Source organism: Aquimarina amphilecti (genome assembly GCF_900109375.1).
GTDB classification, from domain to species: Bacteria; Bacteroidota; Bacteroidia; order Flavobacteriales; family Flavobacteriaceae; genus Aquimarina; species Aquimarina amphilecti.
Genome location: NZ_FOAB01000005.1, coordinates 135249 through 158391, shown reverse-complemented (window position 1 = coordinate 158391; position 23143 = coordinate 135249). Strand labels below are relative to the sequence as shown.

20 protein-coding genes and 1 tRNA gene are annotated in these 23143 nt (G+C 32.9%); 13 read left to right on the top strand and 8 right to left on the bottom strand.

The genetic code is table 11. The features are described from left to right. Nucleotides 1-159: 159 nt before the first annotated feature. The 3 genes from glpK (at nt 160) to galE (ending at nt 6151) form a co-directional block, all read left to right on the top strand. On the top strand, nt 160-3339 hold the full coding sequence (gene glpK, locus BMY33_RS14250; RefSeq protein ID WP_091409769.1) for a glycerol kinase GlpK: 3180 nt from the start codon (nt 160-162) through the stop codon (nt 3337-3339). Nucleotides 3340-3391: 52 nt separating this feature from the next. Then, nucleotides 3392-5038, top strand: coding sequence for a solute:sodium symporter family transporter (locus BMY33_RS14245; protein WP_091409766.1), 1647 nt, complete (start codon nt 3392-3394; stop codon nt 5036-5038). 96 nt (nt 5039-5134) lie between these two features. Beyond that, nucleotides 5135-6151 carry a UDP-glucose 4-epimerase GalE gene (gene galE / locus BMY33_RS14240; protein WP_091409764.1) on the top strand — a complete coding sequence of 339 codons (1017 nt, stop codon included), beginning with the start codon at nt 5135-5137 and terminating at the stop codon, nt 6149-6151. Between the two features lie 84 nt (nt 6152-6235). Here the strand turns inward: galE and BMY33_RS14235 are convergent, their stop codons facing one another. From BMY33_RS14235 to BMY33_RS14205, 6 genes are all read right to left on the bottom strand, one after another. Next, nucleotides 6236-8311 (bottom strand): peptidylprolyl isomerase, encoded by a 2076-nt coding sequence (locus BMY33_RS14235; RefSeq protein WP_091409762.1) that lies wholly within the window; start codon nt 8309-8311, stop codon nt 6236-6238. A 288-nt stretch (nt 8312-8599) separates the two neighbouring features. Then, a complete protein-coding gene (locus tag BMY33_RS14230; RefSeq protein WP_091409760.1) occupies nt 8600-9868 on the bottom strand; it encodes a hemolysin family protein in 1269 nt (422 codons plus the stop codon). A gap of 206 nt (nt 9869-10074) precedes the next feature. Continuing rightward, on the bottom strand, nt 10075-10611 hold the full coding sequence (gene lptC, locus BMY33_RS14220; protein WP_244543027.1) for an LPS export ABC transporter periplasmic protein LptC: 537 nt from the start codon (nt 10609-10611) through the stop codon (nt 10075-10077). A gap of 20 nt (nt 10612-10631) precedes the next feature. Next, nucleotides 10632-12005 (bottom strand): tetratricopeptide repeat protein, encoded by a 1374-nt coding sequence (locus tag BMY33_RS14215; RefSeq protein ID WP_091409756.1) that lies wholly within the window; start codon nt 12003-12005, stop codon nt 10632-10634. Nucleotides 12006-12021: 16 nt separating this feature from the next. Continuing rightward, nucleotides 12022-13269 carry a BamG family beta-barrel-assembly machinery protein gene (gene bamG / locus BMY33_RS14210; RefSeq protein ID WP_091409754.1) on the bottom strand — a complete coding sequence of 416 codons (1248 nt, stop codon included), beginning with the start codon at nt 13267-13269 and terminating at the stop codon, nt 12022-12024. After that, entirely contained in the window at nt 13266-13997 is a 732-nt protein-coding gene (locus BMY33_RS14205) for a type III pantothenate kinase (protein WP_027394972.1), read from the bottom strand. The genes bamG and BMY33_RS14205 overlap by 4 nt, the downstream gene beginning before the upstream one ends. Nucleotides 13998-14193: 196 nt before the next feature. Here BMY33_RS14205 and BMY33_RS14200 point away from each other — a divergent pair. Next, nucleotides 14194-14266 (top strand) — tRNA-Phe (locus BMY33_RS14200). A 215-nt stretch (nt 14267-14481) separates the two neighbouring features. Here BMY33_RS14200 and BMY33_RS14195 read toward each other — a convergent pair. Next, nucleotides 14482-14991, bottom strand: coding sequence for a hypothetical protein (locus BMY33_RS14195; RefSeq protein WP_091409752.1), 510 nt, complete (start codon nt 14989-14991; stop codon nt 14482-14484). A gap of 114 nt (nt 14992-15105) precedes the next feature. Between BMY33_RS14195 and BMY33_RS14190 the strand changes: the two genes are divergently transcribed. Beyond that, a complete protein-coding gene (locus BMY33_RS14190) occupies nt 15106-15489 on the top strand; it encodes a Fur family transcriptional regulator (RefSeq protein ID WP_139195663.1) in 384 nt (127 codons plus the stop codon). Between the two features lie 74 nt (nt 15490-15563). Here BMY33_RS14190 and BMY33_RS14185 read toward each other — a convergent pair whose 3' ends face one another. Further along, nucleotides 15564-16832, bottom strand: a complete 1269-nt coding sequence (locus BMY33_RS14185) for a S8 family serine peptidase (protein WP_091409747.1) — start codon at nt 16830-16832, stop codon at nt 15564-15566. Nucleotides 16833-17249: 417 nt separating this feature from the next. Here BMY33_RS14185 and BMY33_RS14180 point away from each other — a divergent pair, with 417 nt between their 5' ends. The 8 genes from BMY33_RS14180 (at nt 17250) to BMY33_RS14145 (ending at nt 23098) form a co-directional block, all read left to right on the top strand. Continuing rightward, nucleotides 17250-17567, top strand: a complete 318-nt coding sequence (locus BMY33_RS14180) for a hypothetical protein (RefSeq protein WP_091409746.1) — start codon at nt 17250-17252, stop codon at nt 17565-17567. A gap of 258 nt (nt 17568-17825) precedes the next feature. Beyond that, nucleotides 17826-18299, top strand: coding sequence for a hypothetical protein (locus tag BMY33_RS14175; RefSeq protein WP_091409743.1), 474 nt, complete (start codon nt 17826-17828; stop codon nt 18297-18299). Next, entirely contained in the window at nt 18296-18832 is a 537-nt protein-coding gene (locus BMY33_RS14170) for a hypothetical protein (protein ID WP_091409740.1), read from the top strand. The genes BMY33_RS14175 and BMY33_RS14170 overlap by 4 nt, the downstream gene beginning before the upstream one ends. Before the next feature lie 48 nt (nt 18833-18880). Then, nucleotides 18881-19399 carry a DUF6702 family protein gene (locus tag BMY33_RS14165; protein ID WP_091409737.1) on the top strand — a complete coding sequence of 173 codons (519 nt, stop codon included), beginning with the start codon at nt 18881-18883 and terminating at the stop codon, nt 19397-19399. 14 nt (nt 19400-19413) lie between these two features. Continuing rightward, nucleotides 19414-20001 carry a HupE/UreJ family protein gene (locus tag BMY33_RS14160; RefSeq protein ID WP_091409735.1) on the top strand — a complete coding sequence of 196 codons (588 nt, stop codon included), beginning with the start codon at nt 19414-19416 and terminating at the stop codon, nt 19999-20001. A gap of 68 nt (nt 20002-20069) precedes the next feature. Beyond that, nucleotides 20070-21023: a DUF5829 family protein gene (locus tag BMY33_RS14155; protein ID WP_091409733.1), complete on the top strand. Its 954-nt coding sequence runs from the start codon at nt 20070-20072 to the stop codon at nt 21021-21023. A gap of 11 nt (nt 21024-21034) precedes the next feature. Beyond that, a complete protein-coding gene (locus BMY33_RS14150; protein ID WP_091409730.1) occupies nt 21035-21856 on the top strand; it encodes a hypothetical protein in 822 nt (273 codons plus the stop codon). A gap of 24 nt (nt 21857-21880) precedes the next feature. Next, on the top strand, nt 21881-23098 hold the full coding sequence (locus BMY33_RS14145) for a GTP-binding protein (protein WP_091409728.1): 1218 nt from the start codon (nt 21881-21883) through the stop codon (nt 23096-23098). Nucleotides 23099-23143 lie beyond the last annotated feature (45 nt).

Genomic DNA, 23143 nt, shown 5'->3' with positions numbered 1-23143 from the left:
CATTTTTTTTAATTCACAATTATCTTTTCAATTGCTTCAATAATTCAGATATTTATAATCAATTGATCAGTTTTATATAAAAAACAATGGTTTTTTAGAATATCACAAGAAAATCAACAAAACGAAATACACACGAAAAATAAAGTTAACTACTCGCTGATGGATAAAAAATATATAATTGCATTTGATCAAGGAACAACTAGTACCAGAGCTATAATTTTTGACAATAATGGAACTATTTGCGGTATCTCTCAAAAAGAATTAACACAATATTATCCCCAATCTGGATGGGTAGAACATGATCCACAAGAAATTTTTAAACATCAGAAAGAAGTTTTTGAAGAGGTATTATCCACATCTAAAATAAGTATCGATCAGATTGCTGGTGTAGGTATCACTAACCAAAGAGAAACTACTGTAGTTTGGGATAAAACTACAGGAGAACCCATTCACAATGCTATCGTATGGCTCGATAAAAGGACTTCAAATATTTGCAAAAACCTTAAATCTATTGGACTCGAAGATTATGTTGCTAAAAATACTGGTTTGGTAATTGACTCCTATTTTTCAGGAACAAAATTAAAATGGATATTGGATAATGTAGAAGGCGCTAGAGAAATAGCTCAAAAAGGAGATCTGCTGTTTGGTACCATTGATACTTGGCTTATTTGGAAATTCACAAATGGATCAAGACACGTTACAGATCATTCTAATGCATCCAGAACGATGTTATATAATATCATGCGCTTAGAATGGGATGAAACCATGTTAAAGGCTTTAGATATTCCCAAAAATATGCTACCCGAAGTTCAGCATTCGTCATCAGATTTCGGAAGCATATCCTATCAAGAAAAAGAGATTCCAATATATGGCGTTGCGGGAGATCAACAAGCATCATTATTTGGTCAAGGAGGCTACAAATCAGGAATTGCTAAAAACACATATGGGACTGGTTGCTTTTTATTATTAAATACAGGAAAAAAAGCCTATCATTCTAAAAATGGTTTACTAACTACTTTATGTTGTAGCTTACCTGACGATAATATAAAATATGCATTAGAAGGCAGTGTTTTCGTAGGAGGTGCCTCTGTGCAATGGTTACGTGACAAATTAAAAGTGATTTCTAAAGCTTCAGAAACTGAAGAAATTTGTATATCTACGCCAGCTTCAAAAGGTTTATATGTTGTTCCCGCCTTTGCTGGTCTTGGTGCTCCTTATTGGGATATGAATGCTAAAGGTGCTATATATGGGCTAACACTAGACTCAGGAAAAAATGAAATTATAAAAGCTACTGTAGATGCTTTAGCTTATCAAACTCGTGATGTATTAGACGCTATGGTAGAAGATAGTGGTAAACTTATGAGGGAACTTAAAGTAGATGGGGGAGCATCCGCGAACAACTATTTAATGCAATTTCAGGCGGACATTCTCAATGTGGAGGTTGACCGTCCGGCAATGTTAGAAGTTACAGCACTTGGTGCTGCATTCCTGGCAGGGATAAAAGCTGGGGTCTGGACAAAAAAAGATATTTCAAAAATTAGGATTGTCGATACCAAGTTCAAACCCCAGATTACCGAACATGATCGAAACAGAAAATATAGTGGATGGAAAGACGCAGTAGAACGAACAAAATCCACCAATGCAAAAATGCTTTCCGTAAAGGAAGAAGGGCCAATCCGTTTTTCTATTCTAGACCGATATATACAATTACAAAAAGCTCGTACAACTAAATATGATCTATTCATTATTGGCGGTGGTGTAACCGGAGCAGGAATTGCTTTAGACGCAGCTTCTAGAGGATTAAAAGTATGTCTAGTAGAAAAGAATGATTTTGCATCTGGAACTAGTAACAAATCCACAAAACTAATTCATGGTGGATTGCGATACCTAAAACAAATGGAGATAGGTCTTGTAAAAGAATCTGGAAGTGAACGTGCAATGGTACACAAACTTGCCCCTCATTTAGTAGTACCAGAAAAAATGTTATTACCATTGATCGAGGGAGGAACCTATGGCAAGATGATGACCGCAATAGGACTAAAAGTATATGATTTTTTAGCAAATGTAGAAGGAGATGACAAACGAAAAATGCTAAGCATTGAAGAAACAATTACCAAAGAACCTTTATTAAATAAAAATGGTCTAACCGGAGGAGGTTATTATGCAGAGTATCGCACAGATGACGCGAGACTAACAGTAGAACTTCTAAAAAAGGCCGCCTCTTATGGGGCAAACATCATCAATTATTGTGAAATGACAACCTTTAATTATGATGAAGAAGGAAAAATAAAAAGTTTAGAATGTTTAGATCATAATTCAAATAAGAAAATTATTATCAAATCGCGAAATTATGTTTCCGCGGCAGGTCCTTGGGTAGATTTATTAAGGGAAAAAGATCATTCCATGAACAACAAACACTTGCATCTTACCAAAGGAGTGCATATTGTTTTTTCACGAGATCAGTTCCCTTTAACACAATCTATCTATTTTGATGTACCAGATGGAAGAATGATTTTTGCTATTCCTAGAGGTCGAGCAACATATGTCGGAACAACGGATACTAACTACAAAGCTAATTTAAACCGTGTGGTAGCTACTAAAGAAGATGCGCAGTATTTATTAGACGCGGTTAATAACATGTTTCCCTCTTTACACCTTAAGGTAGAAGACATAGAATCTAACTGGGCAGGGCTAAGACCACTTATACATGAAGATGGTAAAGATCCATCAGAGTTATCTAGAAAAGATGAAATATTTATTTCCAAAACAGGATTAATTTCAATCGCCGGAGGAAAACTAACCGGATATCGTAAAATGGCACAACGTGTTATTGATGCAGTTCTGAAAACAATGAGTTCAAAAAAGAGAGAACAATTTTCAAAATCATTTACACAAAATATCCCACTTACTAGTGATCCATTAAAAAATACTGAAGAAGTAGAAAAATATCTTCTTGAAATTAACCAACGGCTTAAAGATTTGCATTTGCAAGATGAACATTATGGGTGGTATCTTGCCACTACATATGGCAAACAAGCAGATACTATTATTAATAAAGTTAATTACTTTCTAAATGATTCTATTGAAGAAAAATTAATCAGATCCGAGGTTTGGTACGGTGTACACCACGAAATGATTAATGGTTTGGCTGATTTTTTTGTAAGAAGAACTGGAAGATTGTATTTTGATATCAATAGTGTTCGTCAATATCGATCAATAGTACAAGAGGATCTTGTAAAATATCTAAGTTGGGATGAACAACGTTTGGTAAAAGAAAATGAATATCTGGATCTGTTACTACAAGATGCGTCTACATATTATAAACACGAAATCGTTTAAAAACTTAAAAACACTTAATTATTTGATTTTATAAATTTAACACACAACATACATGGGCATATTATCATTTATCGGATTCACATTACTTGTAGCAATATATGCTTGGTGGAAAACTCGAAGTACTGACGAAAAATCTGCTGATGGATACTACCTAGGAGGCAGAAGCTTGGGTGCCATTACAATTGCAGGTTCGCTATTACTTACAAATTTATCGGCAGAACAGATTGTTGGTTTAAATGGTCAAGCATTCACAGAAGGTATTCTGGTAATGGCCTGGGAAACATTAGCAGCTATTGCTATGATAATCACAGCAGTATGGCTACTTCCTAAATATATGAAAGTAGGGATTACTACCATTCCAGAATTTATAGAAAAACGTTTTGATGAAAATACAAAAGCTATCCTGTCTGTTTTATTCTTAATTGCATTTAGTATTGTGTTATTACCCACTATTCTTTATTCGGGATCTTTGGCGTTTAGCACTATGTTTGATTTACCATCTCTACTAGGTTTATCTAAATCTGCGTCTATTTCACTTTGTGTATGGAGCATCGGACTTATTGGTGTTGTTTATGCAATTTTTGGAGGATTAAAAGCTGTTGCCGTATCAGATCTTATAAATGCCATAGGTTTATTAATAGGTGGACTGTTAATTCCATATTTCGGGTTAAAGTTGATTGGTGATGGTAATATGATGAATGGTATAAATACTTTATGGACGGAAAATCAAGATAAATTTAATGTCACCGGAGGAGTTACTTCATCAATACCTGTGGGAACTATTTTTACAGGAATGATGATAGCTCAAATGTATTATTGGGGAACTAATCAATCCATATTGCAACGCGTTTTTGGTGCTAAAAGCCTAAAAGAAGGGCAAAAGGGAATGATGCTTGCCGCTTTTGTAAAATTTCTTATTCCTATAATTGTAGTACTACCTGGAATCATAGCTTGGAATGTATTTAATGGAGAACTTGACTCTGCGGATCAAGCGTATCCGGAACTGGTTCGTAAAGTACTTCCTCCCGCTTTACTTGGATTTTTTGCTGCTGTACTTTTTGGTGCGGTTTTAAGTTCATTTAACAGTCTATTAAATAGTAGTGCCACACTTTTTGGATTTGATTTATATAAAAAATTCTTTAAACCTGATGCTAATGAACTTCAAACAGTAAAAGCAGGGAAATTATTTGGGCTTATAGTTGCTTTGATTTCTATGTCTATTGCACCTTTCATTGCAAATGCTCCAGAAGGATTATTTTCTTATATCCAACAAGCTCTAGGTAGTTTAAGCGTTCCTATTTTAGCTGTGGTCATTATTGGTATTTTAACGAAAACTGTTCCTGCTATTGGAGCTAAAATAGTTCTAATTGCTGGGGTACTTATGTACTTAATAAGTTTGCTTATTCTTGGGCCTTATTTTACAAACGAAGCATTGGCAGAGGCTTCTATTAATGGTATTACAGATACGAGTCAATTAGCTGTTATAAAAGCTGAAGCATATCCACATTTTTTACATATTATGGGAATCCTATTTGTAATTAATGTAGCTATTATGCTGGTGGTCGGAGCACTAAAACCAAAAAAAGATATTTATACACCTGTTACAACAGAGGTTATAGATACGACACCTTGGAAATATGCCTTAATCACTGGCGGAATTATTACAGCTTTAGTAGTAAGCACATATTTAATTTTTTAATAATTACTAAAACTTAATCTTCATCTATTTTTAGTTATATACCTTATTGTATTAACTTTACAATATACTTTAGTAAGAACTCTTGAAAACAAAAAAATGAAAATACTAGTTACCGGTGGATTGGGGTTTATCGGATCGCATACCGTAGTAGAATTACAGAATGAAGGATATGAAGTGGTTATTATTGATAATTGCTCAAATTCGTCTACAGAAGTTCTAAAAGGAATTAAAGCTATTACAGGAAAAGAACTTGTTTTTGAAAACTTCGATCTCAGAGAAAGAGACAAAGTAGAAGATTTTTTTAATCGTCATACTGACATTGAAGGCGTTATTCATTTCGCTGCTTCAAAAGCTGTAGGCGAAAGTGTAGAGAAACCCTTATTATACTATGAAAACAATATAAGTGTCCTAGTCTATATTCTTAAAGAATTACAGAAAAAAGACAAAACTAATTTTATATTCAGTTCTTCTTGCACTGTATATGGGCAAGCGGATGAATTACCTATTACTGAAAATGCTCCTGTAAAAATTGCAGAATCTCCCTATGGAAACACAAAACAAATAGGTGAAGAAATAATTAAAGATACTTGTAAGGTACAACCAAACCTAAACGCTATTGCTCTGCGTTATTTTAATCCAATCGGAGCACATCCTTCTGCTGAGATTGGAGAATTACCAATCGGAGTTCCTCAGAATTTAATTCCATTTATTACTCAAACAGGAATTGGACTTAGAAAAGAACTTTCCGTTTTCGGTGATGACTATCCAACGGAAGATGGAACTTGTATAAGAGACTATATACACGTCGTTGACCTAGCAAAAGCTCATGTAGTGGCTTTAGAACGTTTAATGGAGAACAATAATGTTTCTAATTACGAAGTATTTAATGTAGGCACTGGGACTGGTAGTTCTGTACTAGAGGTCATCCAATCATTTGAAAAAGTATCTGATCAAAAATTAAATTATAAAATTGTTGATCGAAGAGAAGGGGACATTACTTCTGCATATGCAAATACAGATAAAGCCAATAATGAATTAGGCTGGAAAGCTAAAAGCAGTCTGGACGAAGCATTATCTTCTGCTTGGAAATGGGAACAGAAAGTAAGAGGATAATACATTAAAAATAATCCTATACTAAAAAAGTCCTGAAGAAATAATCTTCAGGACTTTTTTAATATAAATATCTTACTAGTTTTACTAGTAGAAGTTAGCTCTTTTATCTTCTATCTCAGCAGCCTCTTTTAAGGCATTGAACACTCTAGAATTAACTGCATTAGCTTGCGTCTTAGATTCCTGAGCAGAATAACTCATATACGTATCTAATCCACTAGCAGGAGTTTTCTTTGTAACCTCTACCACATAAACTCCATTATTTCCTATAATTGGTTCAGAAACTTGACCACTCTCTAAAGCAAAAGCAGCACCTACAACTTTAGGTTCTGTTCCAGCCCCACTTATCGTAGGAGTTTTCATATTTAACGCAGACGCAGTTTTAACCGTTTGAGATTGATTTTTAGCAATATCAGCTAATGTACTCCCTGAAATCTTCTTTTTAAGCAGCTCTGCTTTCTTCTCTTTAACAAGGATAGGTTTTACTGAAGCACTTGCGTCTTCAGCTTTTTGAATTCCTTTAGAAGCTTTTGCTGTAAGCTGCACAACGGCATATCCATCAGTAACATCAAATCGCTTTACATCTCCAACCTTAGTTTCTTCTTTAAATGCCCATTGAACAATCGATCGTTGTGTACCAATTCCTGGAATATTTTCAGCTAATTCACTTATCTTATTTACTGGACGAACAGCATATTCACTTTCTTTTGCTTTCTCTGCAAAATCAGCCTCTTTAGTAGCGATCTGAAATTTAGTAGTTTCGGTAAAAATATCGTTAATAGTTTTTTCACTAGCTTCAATTTCTCTAGCTATAGTTCCAACTTTAACAGCTTTTTGTTCGTTCTTCTTATCTTCAATAGTAATGATATGATATCCAAAAGCAGTTTCCACAACTCCCATATCTCCAACATTATTATCAACAATATAATTATTGAAAGCAGGTACCATTCTACCTGGAGGGAAATAACCTAAATCTCCACCTTTATCTTTATTAGAGGTATCTGCAGAAAAATCTTTGGCTAACGCTACAAACTTAGTCTTATCAGTTTTCACTTCACTTAGCAAACTATCCGCAAGGGTCTTAGCTTCCTCTTTTGTTCTTTCAGTATCTCCAGCTGTACCTAAACCTTTCCAAGACACTAAAATATGGCTCGCTTTTAATGAATCATGCAATTGTTTTTGTGCAATAATTTTAGAGATCTTAATATACTTTCCATCCTTGTAAGGTCCAAAAACTTCTCCTACTGGAACATTGTATAATGTATCACTTACAGTAGCAGGTAAATCTTTCTTAAACACAAAACGGTCATCATATTTCAATGCAGAACCTTTATCTAGATTGATAAACTCCTCGATATTTTCGGTAGTTTTAAGACCTGCTACATCTTTAGTCACTTCTGCTATTAACTCATCTTCATCTTGTTGACTAGGTTCTTCCTTAAAAAACACATATCTCATATTTCGAGAAGCATCAGCTTGGTATAACTCAGGATGTTTATCTACATAAGCTTTGATCTCAGCATCAGATACAGTTACCTCTGTATCTTGTATTCCTGAAAATGGGAGTTGAACATACTTAATATCTACAACATCATTCTCCATCTTGTAAGCTAATTCTCCTTCTTTAAGAGTTACTCCTACTCCAGCTTTAATCATATTAAGGTATGTTTGCTCCAAAGCTCCTTTACCTAAAGAAATTTTATAATCTGTCCATTGTTGATAAGCTGTAGGATTTCCTTTTATACTAGCAACATATTCTTGCATTTTTGCTTTATCAAAAACACCTGCTTCATTCTGAAACGTTGGGTTATTTGCTAATCCTTCTTCTAACAATTGATTAACCTCATCTGCTCCTGCTCTAATTCCTAATTCTTCAAATTGTCCATCAAAAACGATCTGTCTAACTTCTTGATTCCAAACATAATTTACAGTCTGTAAATTTGAACCATTAGCTCCAAAATTTCTAGATGCTGCTTCTACTTTTCTTGCAAAATCAGTTCTATCAATTTCTTTCCCATTTATTGTAGCAATTATATTTGCCGCTTTTTGAGAAATTGCCCCACCATTTCTAATCAAATCCGCTAATACGAATGAGAAAAGCGCTAATGCGATAATCACAATTAAGAAAACGGAACGTTGTCTGATTTTATTTAAAACTGCCATTTTAAGTTTAATTTATTGAAATATAGTGGGCGAAAATACCATTTTATTAGAATATTACCAATTAAAGACAGAAAGTCTTTACAACTTTTTTTGGATTTTATTATCGAAGAGATTCTTAAGATACTTTTAGCAGATAATTTCAACAAAAAATAAAACCTATCTTGCTGATTAAAAGGATAATAAACATTATGAAAGCTATCAAGATAACAGCAAGGGCTTTTCAAAAAAATCCATTAATCGAGAATAATCAAAAGCAGCATAACAAAAAACAAGTAGGTAAACAATCCACTAATCCTCAGACAATTTTTTTAATTCGACAATCTCAATTTTAGTATTCGAAGTTTCGATAATATTAACGGTAACCGAATCAATATTTACGATATCACCTTGCTGAGGAATTTCTTCTGTATGATTAACAATCATCCCTCCAAGTGTTTCATAATACTCGCTTTCGGGAAGGTTTAACTTATAAGTTTCATTAATATAATCCACTTCCATTCTAGCCGAGAAACGATAATGATTTTCATCTAATTTCTCTTCGATAAGATCTACCGAATCGTGTTCGTCTTCTATCTCTCCAAAAAGTTCTTCTACAATATCTTCTACTGTAATAATACCACTTGTTCCACCATACTCATCAATCACTACCGCAATACTTTTATGCTTTTTGGTCAAAAGATTAAGAACATCTTTAACATACATTGTTTCTGGAACAAAAACCACTGGAAGCAGAATAGATCTTATCGATTTTGGTTTCTTAAACAATTCGAAAGAATGCACATACCCAATGATATCATCGATTGTTCCATTAAAAATTAGCACTTTAGACAATCCCGTATCAATAAAAAGTTGACTAATTTCTTCCAAAGATTGGGATTTTTCTATAGCAATGATCTCCGTGCGCGGAACCATAACTTCTCTGGATTTTACATCGGAAAAATCAAGTGCATTCTGAAAAATCTGAATTTCACTATCAATTTCATCATGCTCCTCGACAGTTTCCATCTGCTCATTTATATAGTCACCTAATTCAGTTTTTGTAAATGCCAGTTGCACCTCATCACCTTCTGTTTTAAGAAATTTCTTAAGCACAAAATCTGATATCCAAATAACAAAGGAAGATATAAACCAAAATAATATGTAAAAAAAATAAGCTGGTAATGCAAAAACTTTCAACAGTGTATTTGCATAAATCTGAAAAAAAACTTTAGGTAAAAACTCTGCGGTAAGTAAAATAACTAAGGTAGAAATTATAGTTTGCAATAATAAGTTAATACTTGCAGCCATATCCGGATAATACCCTTGAATAAAACCCATGAGTAATTCCCCCATATAAAACCCGTACACTACTAAGGCAATATTATTACCCACCAACATAGTAGCAATAAACTTAGAAGGTCTTTTAGTTAATCGAGATAAAATATTAGCAAGAAAACCATCTTGCTTTTTCTCTATTTCAATATGGATTTTATTAGAAGAAATATAGGCAATCTCCATCCCAGAAAAAAAAGCGGATAGAATAACAGAAAGTACAATTACTATAATTTGTAACTCCATTAATTATTGTCCTTGTTATTAGCATCAAATCTTTTCCGAAAATTTCTTTTGAAGAAAAACATAAAAACTGCTACCCCCGCAAAACATAGATACAAAATACTTCGACTATCTTCTTTTCCCCATTCCTCATATGCCTCATATAAGAAAAAACACATTATAGCTAGGTAAGCAAACTCAAAAAATCTAAAAATTTTCATCATATAATTTTATTCTTCGATGAACATTATTCCTTCATTGATGCGAGAATTCAATATAGTAAAATCTTGATTAGCATCAAAACCATCGGCTTCGTTAACTGTGCCATCAGGAAGTATACTTTTATAAGGTTGATCAGTGAATATCCAATTGATACTTTGATCCCAATATAGCTGACGTGCCATAAGATGAGTACTATCTGCAGTCTTTATATCAACATTCCCTCTCATATCAATAAGCCCTGTCTCTTTATAAAATATTGCATAATCTGATCTCACTACGCTTACCTTACCATCTTTGTCAATAATATCCAACACAATACCTTCTGGAAATTCTTGAAACCCAAAACTTCTATTTGTATAGTCTTTTACCTTAGCAGTTTTAAGAATCGCCGTAAGCCTACCAGAATCAGTATACTTTAAATTCACCTCAAATGCTTCTGCAATAGGAGCATCTTCTCCAATATTGTAGTTATTAGTTTTAGATGTGTTTGATTGACACGAAAAAAACAATGTCACAGCAAATGCTGTGACAAAGTTTAATAACATATATAAATTCTTTTTTTGCATTATAGCTTCGGCACTTTAACCGTTTCTCCAATCCAACATCCTATTTTTACTGATTTAATTTCAGGATTATTAAAGATATCCGTCTTAGATGGAGCTTTGGCTTTATAGTTTGCCGCTGTTCCTGCCGCAGTTTTCTTTAAACTTGGATCTACTTTACCAGCTTTTCTAGCGTATCTCTCAGCTAACCAATATACAGCTCTCTTACTAAATACATCATTACCACAGCTATTAGCACTTTTAGCAACCATTGCAGCAATCTTAAGATATGCCTGACCAAATGAAGGCTTATTTGCTAATACTTTCTTATAATTAGATCTTGCCTTAGCATAACTTCCTCTTTTTCTATATACCTCAGCAATTCTGTAGTATACATTAGCCTTATCACTTGCTTTCGTTTCTAATTGCGCAGATTGATTAAAATACTCTAACGCCTTAGATGTTTTCTTATCCTTAAGTGCTAATATACCTAAGTACTTCGCTGACTTCGCTGAAGGATCAGCTTTATGAAGAGCTTCTACTAATTTAAAAAACAATGGATCATCAGTACATTCTTTCGCAGACATTCTACCTGCAGCTCCTTTTAACCAATTAACATCGGTCTTCTTACTTTCGAATTGACCAGTATACAGAGGTATTAAGTTTTTACAATCTGCTCTTTCACCTATTTTTTGATTAATTCCTGCTTTTACTTTACTGTAAGCTCTTAAATTAATTCCAGCATTTTTAAGACTTCTTTTTTCTTTAGAACTTAATGTTGCTCCAGATTCTTCTTTTTCTGTAAGCGAACTAATAGTCTTTGCTTTTTTACTTTCTTCTTCTTCTATTTTCTCAGTAATATCATCATATAAATCAAAAACATCTTGAAGGTCCTTTTTACCTGCATCCTGTAATTCTACAAGTAAATAAAAATATGTATATAATTTTTTAGCTCCTTTAAAATTAGTTTTATCCTCTGTATAAGCCTTATGAAATTCTGCAAACTGAGAATCTGTAGTACCAATTTTGTTAGCATACATAAGCTGACCTATATCAGAATGCATATCTCCTAATTGTGTTTTTGCAGGAAAATACTGATATCTTTCTTTTAACAAAGTAATCAGTTCGTTTGCAAATTGGGTCTTTTCTGCATCAGTGCCTGCTTTTTTCAATTTAGACTCTAATAATTTCTGACCGAATTGATATGTTGCAACACTATATGAAGGACATTCTTTTCTTACTTTCCACAAAGGCGCTTCTGCGGCCTCATAATTTTTTACTTTAGCGTGCTCATAGGCAATAGAAGCCGTAGTCGCACAGTCAGTAGCTTGGGCACTAACTCCTGTAGCGCTTAAAACTAATCCTGCTGCTATTGTATATAACACTTTAGTATTCATAGCTGTATAATTGTAGTTAATTAAATTTCACTTTTCTAAACCATCTATCATTCAAGGATAAACTCAATGATAAATTAAAAAATTCTTCTCTCACTAATCCTGCGTTGGTAGTTCCTCTTGTTCCGAACTCAAAACCGACATTAGCATTAGAGAATAGGTTGCCAACTGGTAACCCTACTCCAAAAGATATGCCAAACTCGTTAATCGCCTCTCCATTGATACTTAAACCAGTCTCCTCATACCTCAATCCTGTTCTATAAACAATTCTATTCAAGTAACTTGTTAGCGAATTATACTTAGGTATATAATATCCTCCTAATTTTATTTTTGAAGCATTCTCATATACAACATTATCAGATGTAAATGATCTATTATCGAATTTACTAGCATCAAGATATGTATACTCAGCTCCTACAAACCATTTCTTAGGCTCTCCAATTCCTGCACCAACTTTTACTTCGGCAGGAAGGTCTAAATCTCTATCCTCTACCGTAATATCTTGTCGCTCCACAACTAATTCTGCTCCATTAGTCAAAACCTGAACTGTTGCTAATTCCAAACTATTTTCAGATTTCAATTTAAAAGAAGGAGTGGACACGAGTGATGTAGTTAACTCTAATTTTTCTGTTAACATTTTTTTATATGCAACGCCAAAAGATAAACTAACTCCTGACAAATCAGAATTATTTATTTCTCTTGTATCAAATTCTAACTCTGAACGTTTAAGAATTGCCTTATTCTCAATATTCCCAAAGTTATAATTAATATCTAGACCAACGCTTAAATTCTCGTTAACTTTAAATCCGGCAGCAACAAACACTTTATTAAGCCCTCCAGTTCCAAGGAACTGATTTTCAGAGCCATCAGCATTAAATGAATTCGTTTGATATCCAACAGAACTTATTGGAAGTACTCCAAAACCAAAACCAAATTTACCTGCAGGAATACCTATAGCGAGATAATCTAAAGATGCATTATCTTTATACGAATCATCCCCCGCAGCATTATCAAGATTCAATCCATTATAATTGGCTCCTAATGTATATGTTGTTAATTTCAATTCTCCATACGATGCTGGATTCTGAAGATTTAAGTGAATACTATCCGTAAGTATACCCAATCCCCCCATCGATCTATTTTCTACTGTTCCCTTAAACTTCTGTAATCCTATTCCATAAAAAGAATAAGGAGAAGAAGTTCCTTCCTGAGCATAAGATACGCTGGTAACTATTACCAGAATGACTACTAAAATCTTCTTTATCATTGACTGTTATTAAAAGCTAAAATGTGATTTAGTCCCTCCAATAAAAAATTAGAGGTGGCAAATATGCTATTTTTTAATCTTTTAGACAAAAAATGTGCATCTCCTCCGGTTAAAATAACTGTTAAATCGGGGTAAGTGTTGCAATATTCTGCAATTGCACCCTCAATTTCATACGAAACACCATTCACAATTCCGGAATGTATCGCTTGATTTGTTGTATCCCCAATGTAATTTTTTGGTGATTCTAGCTCTAATAACGGTAATTTTGATGTGTAATTATGTAAACTCGCATATCTTAAACTTAATCCAGGTGCAATTGCTCCCCCTAGATATTCTTCATGTTTATTTTTAAAATCATAGGTTATACAAGTTCCTGCATCGATAATCAAAACGTTTTTTTTCGGAAATTGACCAACTGCACCTGCAACTAAACCTAATCTATCAACACCAAGAGTAGTAGGTGTAGCATATAAATTTTTAAAAGGCATCTGTAAAGTATGATCCAAAACCATTATATCAAAAAGATCTTTAATCAGCAGCATATCCTTTTTATTAATAGTAGCAACAGAAGAAATTATTGCGTTACTAATTAAAGGGTAGTCTTGATGGATTTTTTGAATTACCATAAAAAAGCTATCCGACTTTAATGTTTCTTTATAAACAATTAAACCTTCTTCGAAAACACCTATTTTTATAGAAGTATTACCTACATCAATAATAAGATTCATTTATTTATTTTTATTTTACAGGTAGTCAATCCTCTTTTTTTAAAAATTATAATCTCGTTTCAGTTAATCACAACTTCTAGATTACAGGATATTACAAGCTCTTATCTATAAGTTTGCAAAAATACAAAACGATTTTTTTAATTTTTTCTTTTGAGTATTAAAAAAAGCGTTCTATATTTGCATCCGCTTACAGCAAGGTGCCTTAGCTCAGTTGGTAGAGCAAAGGACTGAAAATCCTTGTGTCCCTGGTTCGATTCCTGGAGGCACCACCTTGAAAACCCGAACATATGTTCGGGTTTTTTGTTTTATTAAAACACCAACGCCTTCCCGCAAAACTTTGATTATAAACTAATTGAAAGATCGAAAGAAATACACTAAGCATTGCGAAAAATATTTTTATACCTTTCCTAAAGACTAAAAGACATAAAAAAAGCCAAATTGAAATATGTCATACAATTTGGCTTTTACAGACTTAATCTGTCATTTAATTTTTATCAGACTCTTCTTCTGCAGCTTTTTCTTGATCTTCTTTCATCATTCTTTTATCTTCATCAGTAATACGCTCATGTTCAGCTGTTATACCATTATGCTCTTTCTCCATATGTTCATGTTCAGCTTTCATAGACTCATGTTCTGATTTCATTTGCTCCAATGTAATCTCACCCGAAGCGTGCTTTGTTTCTAATTCGGCATGTTTCTCTATTAATCCTTTATGATCCTCAATAAGTTTACCATGTTTAGTTAATAAAGCAATGTGACTCTTTTCAGTTATCAAATGAATAGAATCATTTTCAATAGTTTTATGTGCGGCCACCATCTGTTGATGATCATCTTTCATGGTATTATGTTCTTTGCTCATAGTTTCATGAGAAGCTTCCATTTCTTGATGCTTTTCTACCATAACTTTATGCTCAGGAGCTTCTGCAGGGTTTTGTTTGCAAGAAACAAAAGCTAGTAACGCTATAAAAAGTCCTAATTTGCTGATTGTTTTCATAATATTTATTAAGTTTAGTTAAATTTCTAATGTTGTAAAATTACTGTTTACAAATTTGACTAACATAAATTAAAAGTGAATTTTGTTAATCAAATATTAATATTTGAATCTAATATGGATCTAAAAAAAACAAGGAATACTGAAAAACAAAATCTTGTGAAAGAAATCCTGTCTAAATCCACACATACCATGTCTGCTGAAGATATTATGGGTGCAATGCCAATAAAGGTAAACAAGACAACAATTTATAGGATTTTAGATCGATTTGCAGAAAAAGGAGAAGTCCATTTTATAACTGGCAAAAACGGAAAAGCGTATTATGCACTTTGTGATACTTGTGGAACATCTCATAAAATTCATAATCACATCCATTTTGAGTGTCAAACATGCAAAGAAGTGACCTGTCAACCTAATACATTACACATCCCTAATTTAGAAGGCTTTACCATTCAAGAAACTCAATTCTTAGTAATCGGTATTTGCAATAAATGTAAATAAAAAATGAAACCATCAGCTCTCCAGCTAATGGTTTCGTAACTACACATCCCAACTTAAAATAAAGATGGTATTCTTTATCTTACAGCTATAGGATAGTTTTCTCCTCGATTACTTACCGTACCCGACGTTCTTGGACCATTTCCTCTTGCATGCATAATCCCTGCTACGTGAGGTGAAGCCATTGAAGTACCGCTTAATGTAGCATAACCACCATTAAGGTATGTACTTCTTACACTACTACCTGTAGCAATTACATCAACAGGATTCATATTATAATTTGAGAAAGATGAGAACCCTTGGCTACAAGTCATAGAAGCTACCGTGTATATGTTAGTCCCATTAACACAAGCTGGCTGATAATTAGCCGAGTTAGCGCTACTGTTTCCAGCTGCAATTGCAACTCTAGTACCTGCATTTCCTAACGCTAATAAAGCGCTACGGTAAGAAGAGTTATTTGCACATCCTGACCCAAAGAAACCACCTAAACTTAGATTAGCTACATCACCGGCTAAGTCATACGTACCTACGTGATTTATTCCAGATAATATAGTAGAAGTACTAGTTCCACCACTACATCCAAAAACTCTTACTGGTACAACTGGCGCTCCTGCAGAAACTCCTACTACACCGATACCATTGTTTATCGCTCCAGCAGTTCCTGCAACGTGTGTTCCGTGACCATTACAGTCATTAGCAGATCCTCCTACAAATGACTTAGCATATGTGGTATTTGTAACTACATTAAGATCTGGATGATCTAAATCAATACCAGTATCAATTACCCATATCCAAGAATCGCTACCAGAACCATCAGCGGCTCCTCCAGCTCTAGTAATACCACAAGGAGTTTGCTGAGCCATTCTTTGAGACTCATTTCCTGTAATTACCTCTTCGATATCGAATTTTGGCAATTCTACAACTCTATCATATTCGATAGCAGCTATGTTAGGATCTTTAGATAACTTTTGAAATTCATTATCTCCCAATTTAATAGCCATTCCAGAAATCTTAGTAGTGTAATAACCTAAGACTTTAGACTGATCTAAATCATTTTCTGATAAAATAGTATTCATTTTTTTAATAGATACCTCAGAAATGTCTCTGACCGATTTTGCCTTTTCTTCCCTGTTGGTAAAAGGGGTTTTTTCTAAAACTTTTGATGCAGGTTCAATTTTAGAATCTTTAAATACTACGATGTACTGACCAGGAATTATTTTTCCTTCAGTACTAGTAGGTTCTACAATTGTTTCTACAGTTCCATCAGAGAAATTTTCATCTTGACAAGACGTGATTACTAACGCTGAGAGTAGTGTCCCCAAAGCGAGTTTACTTAAATTTTTCATATTGAGTTAAATTTGTGTTAGGGCCCAAATGTATTAATTCAAATGAAAAAAATTACTGTGGTAAAACCACAAGCTAAGTTCTTAACAATTAATGTTTAAGAAAAAAAAACGTTCAAAACTAAAACACAATGCAACCTTGTTGCATTAGTGATTATGGTAAGTTTAAGAGTAATTAACGACTCCGAATTACCTTCACAAAACGTGAAAACTGAATTTAAATTATCAAAAATATTTAACTTAATTTTAACTTAATTTAACTTATTATTCTTGAATTATAGAGTTTTACAGATGCTATATTGTTTAATTAAATCTTTTTTTAATTAAACAAATACTTGTTTCTTTAAGCTTTGGAGAAAATAATTTCTTTTTAAACATCTTGTAGATTAAGAGAAACTTATTAATTATTATCTTTACCAAATGAGATTTAGCAATTATAAACATAAAATTTCTCTGTTTTTCATTACAGCTTTTCTTTTTCTAAGAGTTGTTAATGTGCATGCCTTTTCTCATTTTTCCGATGATGATCAAACTCAAACAGATTGTGAGTTATGCGAAATCATAAATGTAACTAATCAGCTTACACCTTGTGCGGAAAATGTATTTATTGATACTGAACAAAAAATTATAGTTGTTTTTAAAGAACAAAAAATAATCTTTTGTTATGAAACATCAGAATACAGTATTACACTACCTAAAAGTGTTCACAACAAACCTCCTCCAACGTTTTTAATATAGAGAGTTATTTACTTAATCCTTTTTTACTTAATTAGTTGAATGCTAATTAAGCCATCTTTGGTATGTTTTATATAATGTATAATATTAATAAAACCTTATAGCTCTTTTTAGTCAGTTAGAGAACCTTCTTCAGATTTTTCTAGTTCTACAAACTTTAGTCCTTCAAAGAAGCATTGTCTAAACTTTTTATCTATAAAAAGTTTAGACATACATGATTAAAATTCATTTTTTCTAAATAACAAATACTTAAAATTCATTATGATTACAAAACAAGAAGTAGAGAATGTCCAGAATACTTGGGGACAAGGAGTCGTAAAAATAGGAGCTTTACAAACCAATAGAAAAGAATGCGAAACATATACAGATAACTTTGTTAATGAGTTGTATGATTTCGACACTAAACAAGTATTATTTAAACCAACTAAAGCTGCATCTCAACAATTTAGAATTACTAAAGATGGAGCTATCTCTTATTTTATAGGTGGTAATTCAAAGTTCGATGAAGATAAAGGTTTTGCTCTTCAACCTTGGACAAAAGTCAGGTTCGAAAATATAGCTCTCATTTTAGAAGAAAACCGAGCATTAACCATGGGTAATTATTTTTTTACCGATGTCAACGGATTAGAGACTAAAGTAGAATACACATTTGGATATTCTAAACATTCTAACGGAGAGTTAAAAATAGATGTACACCATTCGTCCTTACCATTCAACCTAGTAGAAAATGTATGAGTTTTAATAAACTAGAATTTGGAAACTGTCTGTTTCTAATATGCCCAACGGACTATATGGAAAATGTTTTGAATCGAATTTGTAGTACAAAAGCATTTTTCTATATGTCCCTTGGGGCTAGTTTTAGCTGGGATATTGCTACACAGAAAAATCTGATTCAGTTAATCGAAGAACAAAAAATCACCCAGATTGTTTTTGTAACTAAATACAGTAATCTTTTTTACAAGGAAGTTCTTGAACCAAATAGCGAACCTTTTTTAACAGTTTATGATACATTATTGAAACTAGATAAAACTTTACCTGATTATTTTCTGAACCAAAGTCATCCAATTTTAAGGGTTATGCTTTTGGCCTCTCGTCATTTGCAAAGCCAACAAAAACATATCCTTGAAACTTCTTTACTCGGCAACCTTATAAAACAGAAAAAAATTATTACCCAGAGTTTTGTATATCATCCAAACAACGAAGTTTTTTACACCCCAAAAACAATTGAGAACAAGGTCCTTTTATATGGTGATTTATCTCCTAACTAGAAACTACTGCCGTTATGACGCATCTTAAATAATTAAAACACATTAACTATGAAATTCTACCAAATATTACTTCTTGGATGTCTATTACTTTTTTCAACATCATTTAGTATTCCACATCCTATTAAATTAACATCATCATTAATTCAAACCTTTCCAAAGGATAATATTTTAGGAGTAGAGTGTAGAGTTTTTATTGATGATTTCACTTTTAGTATGAACGATACATTCACAAAAAACTTTAATGCATCAAACTTATCTAAAGAAGATATAGAAGGAATTGAAGATTATTTTGAAAGATATTATAAAATATTCATTAATGACGAAATATACACTCTTACATATGCGTCATCAGAAGTTTTTGAAAAACACAATGTCTTATCAATTAAATTTTCCAATAGGATTCCGGTTATAAAAGAAGGAGATCAAATTTGTATAGAAAATACACTTTTCTTTGAAGATTTTGATTTTTTACAATCTAATAGAATGACCGTACGAATACCCCCTTTTATTTCAGAAGACTACTTTGAAATTACATCTCTGGACAAACCTATAACTCTTAATTTATAACACTTTTACACTTAATGGAAAATTTAAATTCTTTTTTTATTAATGGATGGCATCATATAGTTGACATCAATGCATATGATCATTTATTATTTGTAATGACATTATGTGCTGCTTTTAAATTGGAGCAATGGAAACAAATATTAGTTATTATTACGGCTTTTACTATTGGACATAGCGGAACTCTAATACTTAGCGCTTTAGATATAATTCCAGCAAATTCCAAACTTATAGATATGCTAATACCTTTTACTATAATGTTAACAGCGCTAGCAAACATTATCAACTATAACAAACATGGTAAATTTTCAGACACTAAATTAAAATATAGTATTGCGCTAGTTTTTGGATTAATTCACGGATTAGCGTTTGCCAGTAATTTTAAATTCATGCTATTTAGTGACAGTATAATCATGCCTTTACTAGCATTTAATATTGGTATTGAGATCGGGCAATTATTTATTGTGTTGATTTTTATGCTATGCCTATGGATATATACCCAATTTATTAGAGGAGAGCATTTAAAATGGAATCTGTTCATTTCAGGAGCAGGTTTTGGGATTGCTGCAACTATTTTATTAAATGCTATGAACGATGTACAATGATAAGTCATTCATTATTAAAAAAAGAATTAATCAGTTGACAAAAAAAGCTTAACGAAAAGGCTTCAAATATGTTTAAACGAATAGCTATTTGCTTAATTCTTTCGATTTCGTTTGTTTCTTGCAATGAACGAGAGAAAAAAGAAGATTCTGATATTATTATAGATCGAAAAAAGATTGATGCAGTTTTCAATAAAAATGTATCTAAGTTACTCCTAGATCATTTATATGTAGTTGTAGATAGCATTACATACGAAAGATTAACAAACGATAATCAATGGAAAAACACATATGCTTCACTAGATCTGGGCTTGCCAGATTTTGCTCCAGTACACGATCATTCCTCTACTTGCTATCTTAGAGGACATCAACACTATATTGAAATTCTAGGTCCTAAAAATAGTTATAACGAACCTGTAGGGAAAAGTGGTATTGGTTTCTCTCTTCAAAATCAAGATGAGCATTTTCATTTAGGAGTACAGCCTAAAATGAAAGCTTCTAAAGATTCGTTTTTATATGCTACAGAAACTGTAGAGATACCATTAGGGCTGGATCAACATACTTGGTTCAAAGCATTTTACACACCAAGTCCAGGAACAGCCTTACATACATGGTATGCATTTTATAATCCTGTTTTTTTAGATAGTCTTTATGGAAAGCATCATACATCATATTCGCGAGAGGCATTTCTAAAACCAACCTATGCCAACAAGAAACTTTTTAACGGAATAAAGGAGATTTACTTGACTTGTACCCCTGAAGATTATCTACGTATCACTCAAGAATTGGGATATTTACGATGTAAACTATTAAAGAAAAATGGAAAAACACTCACCATTAAAGGAGGCGATATCACAGTACGCATAGAGCCTTCGGGAGAAATTGAATATAGCAGAATTACTCAGATTACCTGTGAACTCAATGAAAAAGACCATAGTATTATCCAATTGGGTAATCTAACTATTACTAATCAAGGAACTGAATCTATTTGGAACTTTGATCAATTATACATTAATAATCCTTGAAAATCAAAAAAATGAAATTTTACACAAAACATCTGTATCTTAAAATGTTTATACTAGCAATTACTTTTACCGCTTGTAAACAAGAAAAAAAAGCTCCCGAAACTGTTGAAAACACTGAAGAGGAAGTTACTAAAGAAATAATAAAACCAAGAATTACCTTAGAAAAATTAGCAGATTCTCCTGCTTATGCCAACGCATCATTGATTTTAGATACTCCAAAAGAAATAGTTTCTAAGAAATCTGGGGAAATGGATTTTTCTTTTCAGGTAGAAAACTATGAGTTAGGAGCTCAAACACAAAGCCCAAATGCACAAAAATTAGCAAACTCTGGAAAAGGACAACATATTCATTTCATTTTGAATAATCAACCTTATTCTGCACACTATGAGCCTAGTTTTAAAAAAGAAATTCCTGATGGGGTACATCATTTAGTTGCCTTTTTAAGTCGATCTTATCATGAGTCTGTAAAAAATAAAAATTCCGTTGTAGTACGAAAGTTAGTGATTGGCGAAGATGCTAATAACGCATCTGAGCTAAAGATGGATTCCCCAACATTAATTTACAGCAGGCCTAAAGGTGAATACAAGGGTAAAGACACAGAACAAATTTTGTTGGATTTCTTCGTATTAAACACAACACTTGCTAAAGATGGGCATAAAGTTCGTGCTTTAATCAATGGAGAAGAATTTACTATTACGGAATGGACTCCACACATAATTAAAGGGCTTCCTATAGGAGAAGTTACAATTCAATTAGAATTGATCGATAAGGAGGGAAACTTAATTCCTGGACCATTTAACAATGTAACTCGTAAGATCACTTTAACAAACTAAGATTTTTTAAAAATATTCAAGTCAATGAAAAAACTACCTGTAACTGTATTGAGTGGATTTCTCGGTGCAGGAAAAACAACACTATTGAATCATATTTTGCATAACAAAGAGGGGCTAAAAGTAGCTGTTATCGTTAATGACATGAGCGAAGTCAATATTGATGCGCAACTCGTTGAAAATAAAAACACGCTCTCTAGAACCGAAGAAAAACTCGTAGAAATGTCCAATGGTTGCATCTGCTGTACCTTAAGAGAAGATCTTATGATAGAAGTAGAAAAACTAGCTAAAGAACAACGGTTTGATTATTTAATTATTGAAAGTACTGGAATCTCAGAACCCATTCCCGTAGCACAAACTTTTAGTTTCGCTAGTGAAGATGGGAATATAGACTTAAGTCGATTTAGCTATGTAGATACTATGGTTACCGTAGTAGATGCTTATAATTTTCTAAAGGATTTTTCTAGTCCACAGTATTTAACAGATAGAGAACTTACTAATATTGAGGGAGATGATCGTACCATTGTTAACTTACTTACCGACCAAGTAGAATTTGCCAATGTAATTTTATTAAACAAAGTAGATCTGGTAACAGAATCGGAATTGAGGAATTTATATGATATTATTCATAAATTAAACCCTAATGCTCAGGTAATACCTACTCAAAATTCTCAAATAAACCTGAATGAAGTAATAGATACCGGACTATTTGATTTTGATGAGGCTGAAGCATCTGCAGGATGGATTCAAGAACTTGAAAATGAACACATCCCTGAAACCGAAGAATACGGAATTGGTTCTTTTGTTTACAGAAAACGTAGCCCTTTTCATCCACAAAGGTTCTTAGATTTTGCAACAAATCAATTTCCGCCAAACATTATTCGTAGCAAAGGATTATTTTGGCTTGCTTCTCGACCTAATCAAGCACTTATTTGGGGTTCCGCAGGAGGTTCATTAAAAACTGACCCGGCAGGAGTTTGGTGGGCTTCAATGCCATTTAACGATAGGATCAGCTATGCCTCTTTTATAGATAATCAAAAGATGATTGAATCGGAGTGGGACGTTACTTTTGGTGATCGTAAAACTGAACTAGTTTTTATTGGTCAAAAAATCAATGTAAACCTGGTAACTAAGCAACTAGATAATTGTTTGCTTACAGAGGCGGAGCTTAACCAATGGAAAAAGGGTGAATTCTCTACAAATGATGATTGGCCTATTCCTAATTATCAAGAATCATCAATGTAATTAATCCAAAACTGAAAGGTGCAAAATAAGAAACAATAATTTAAA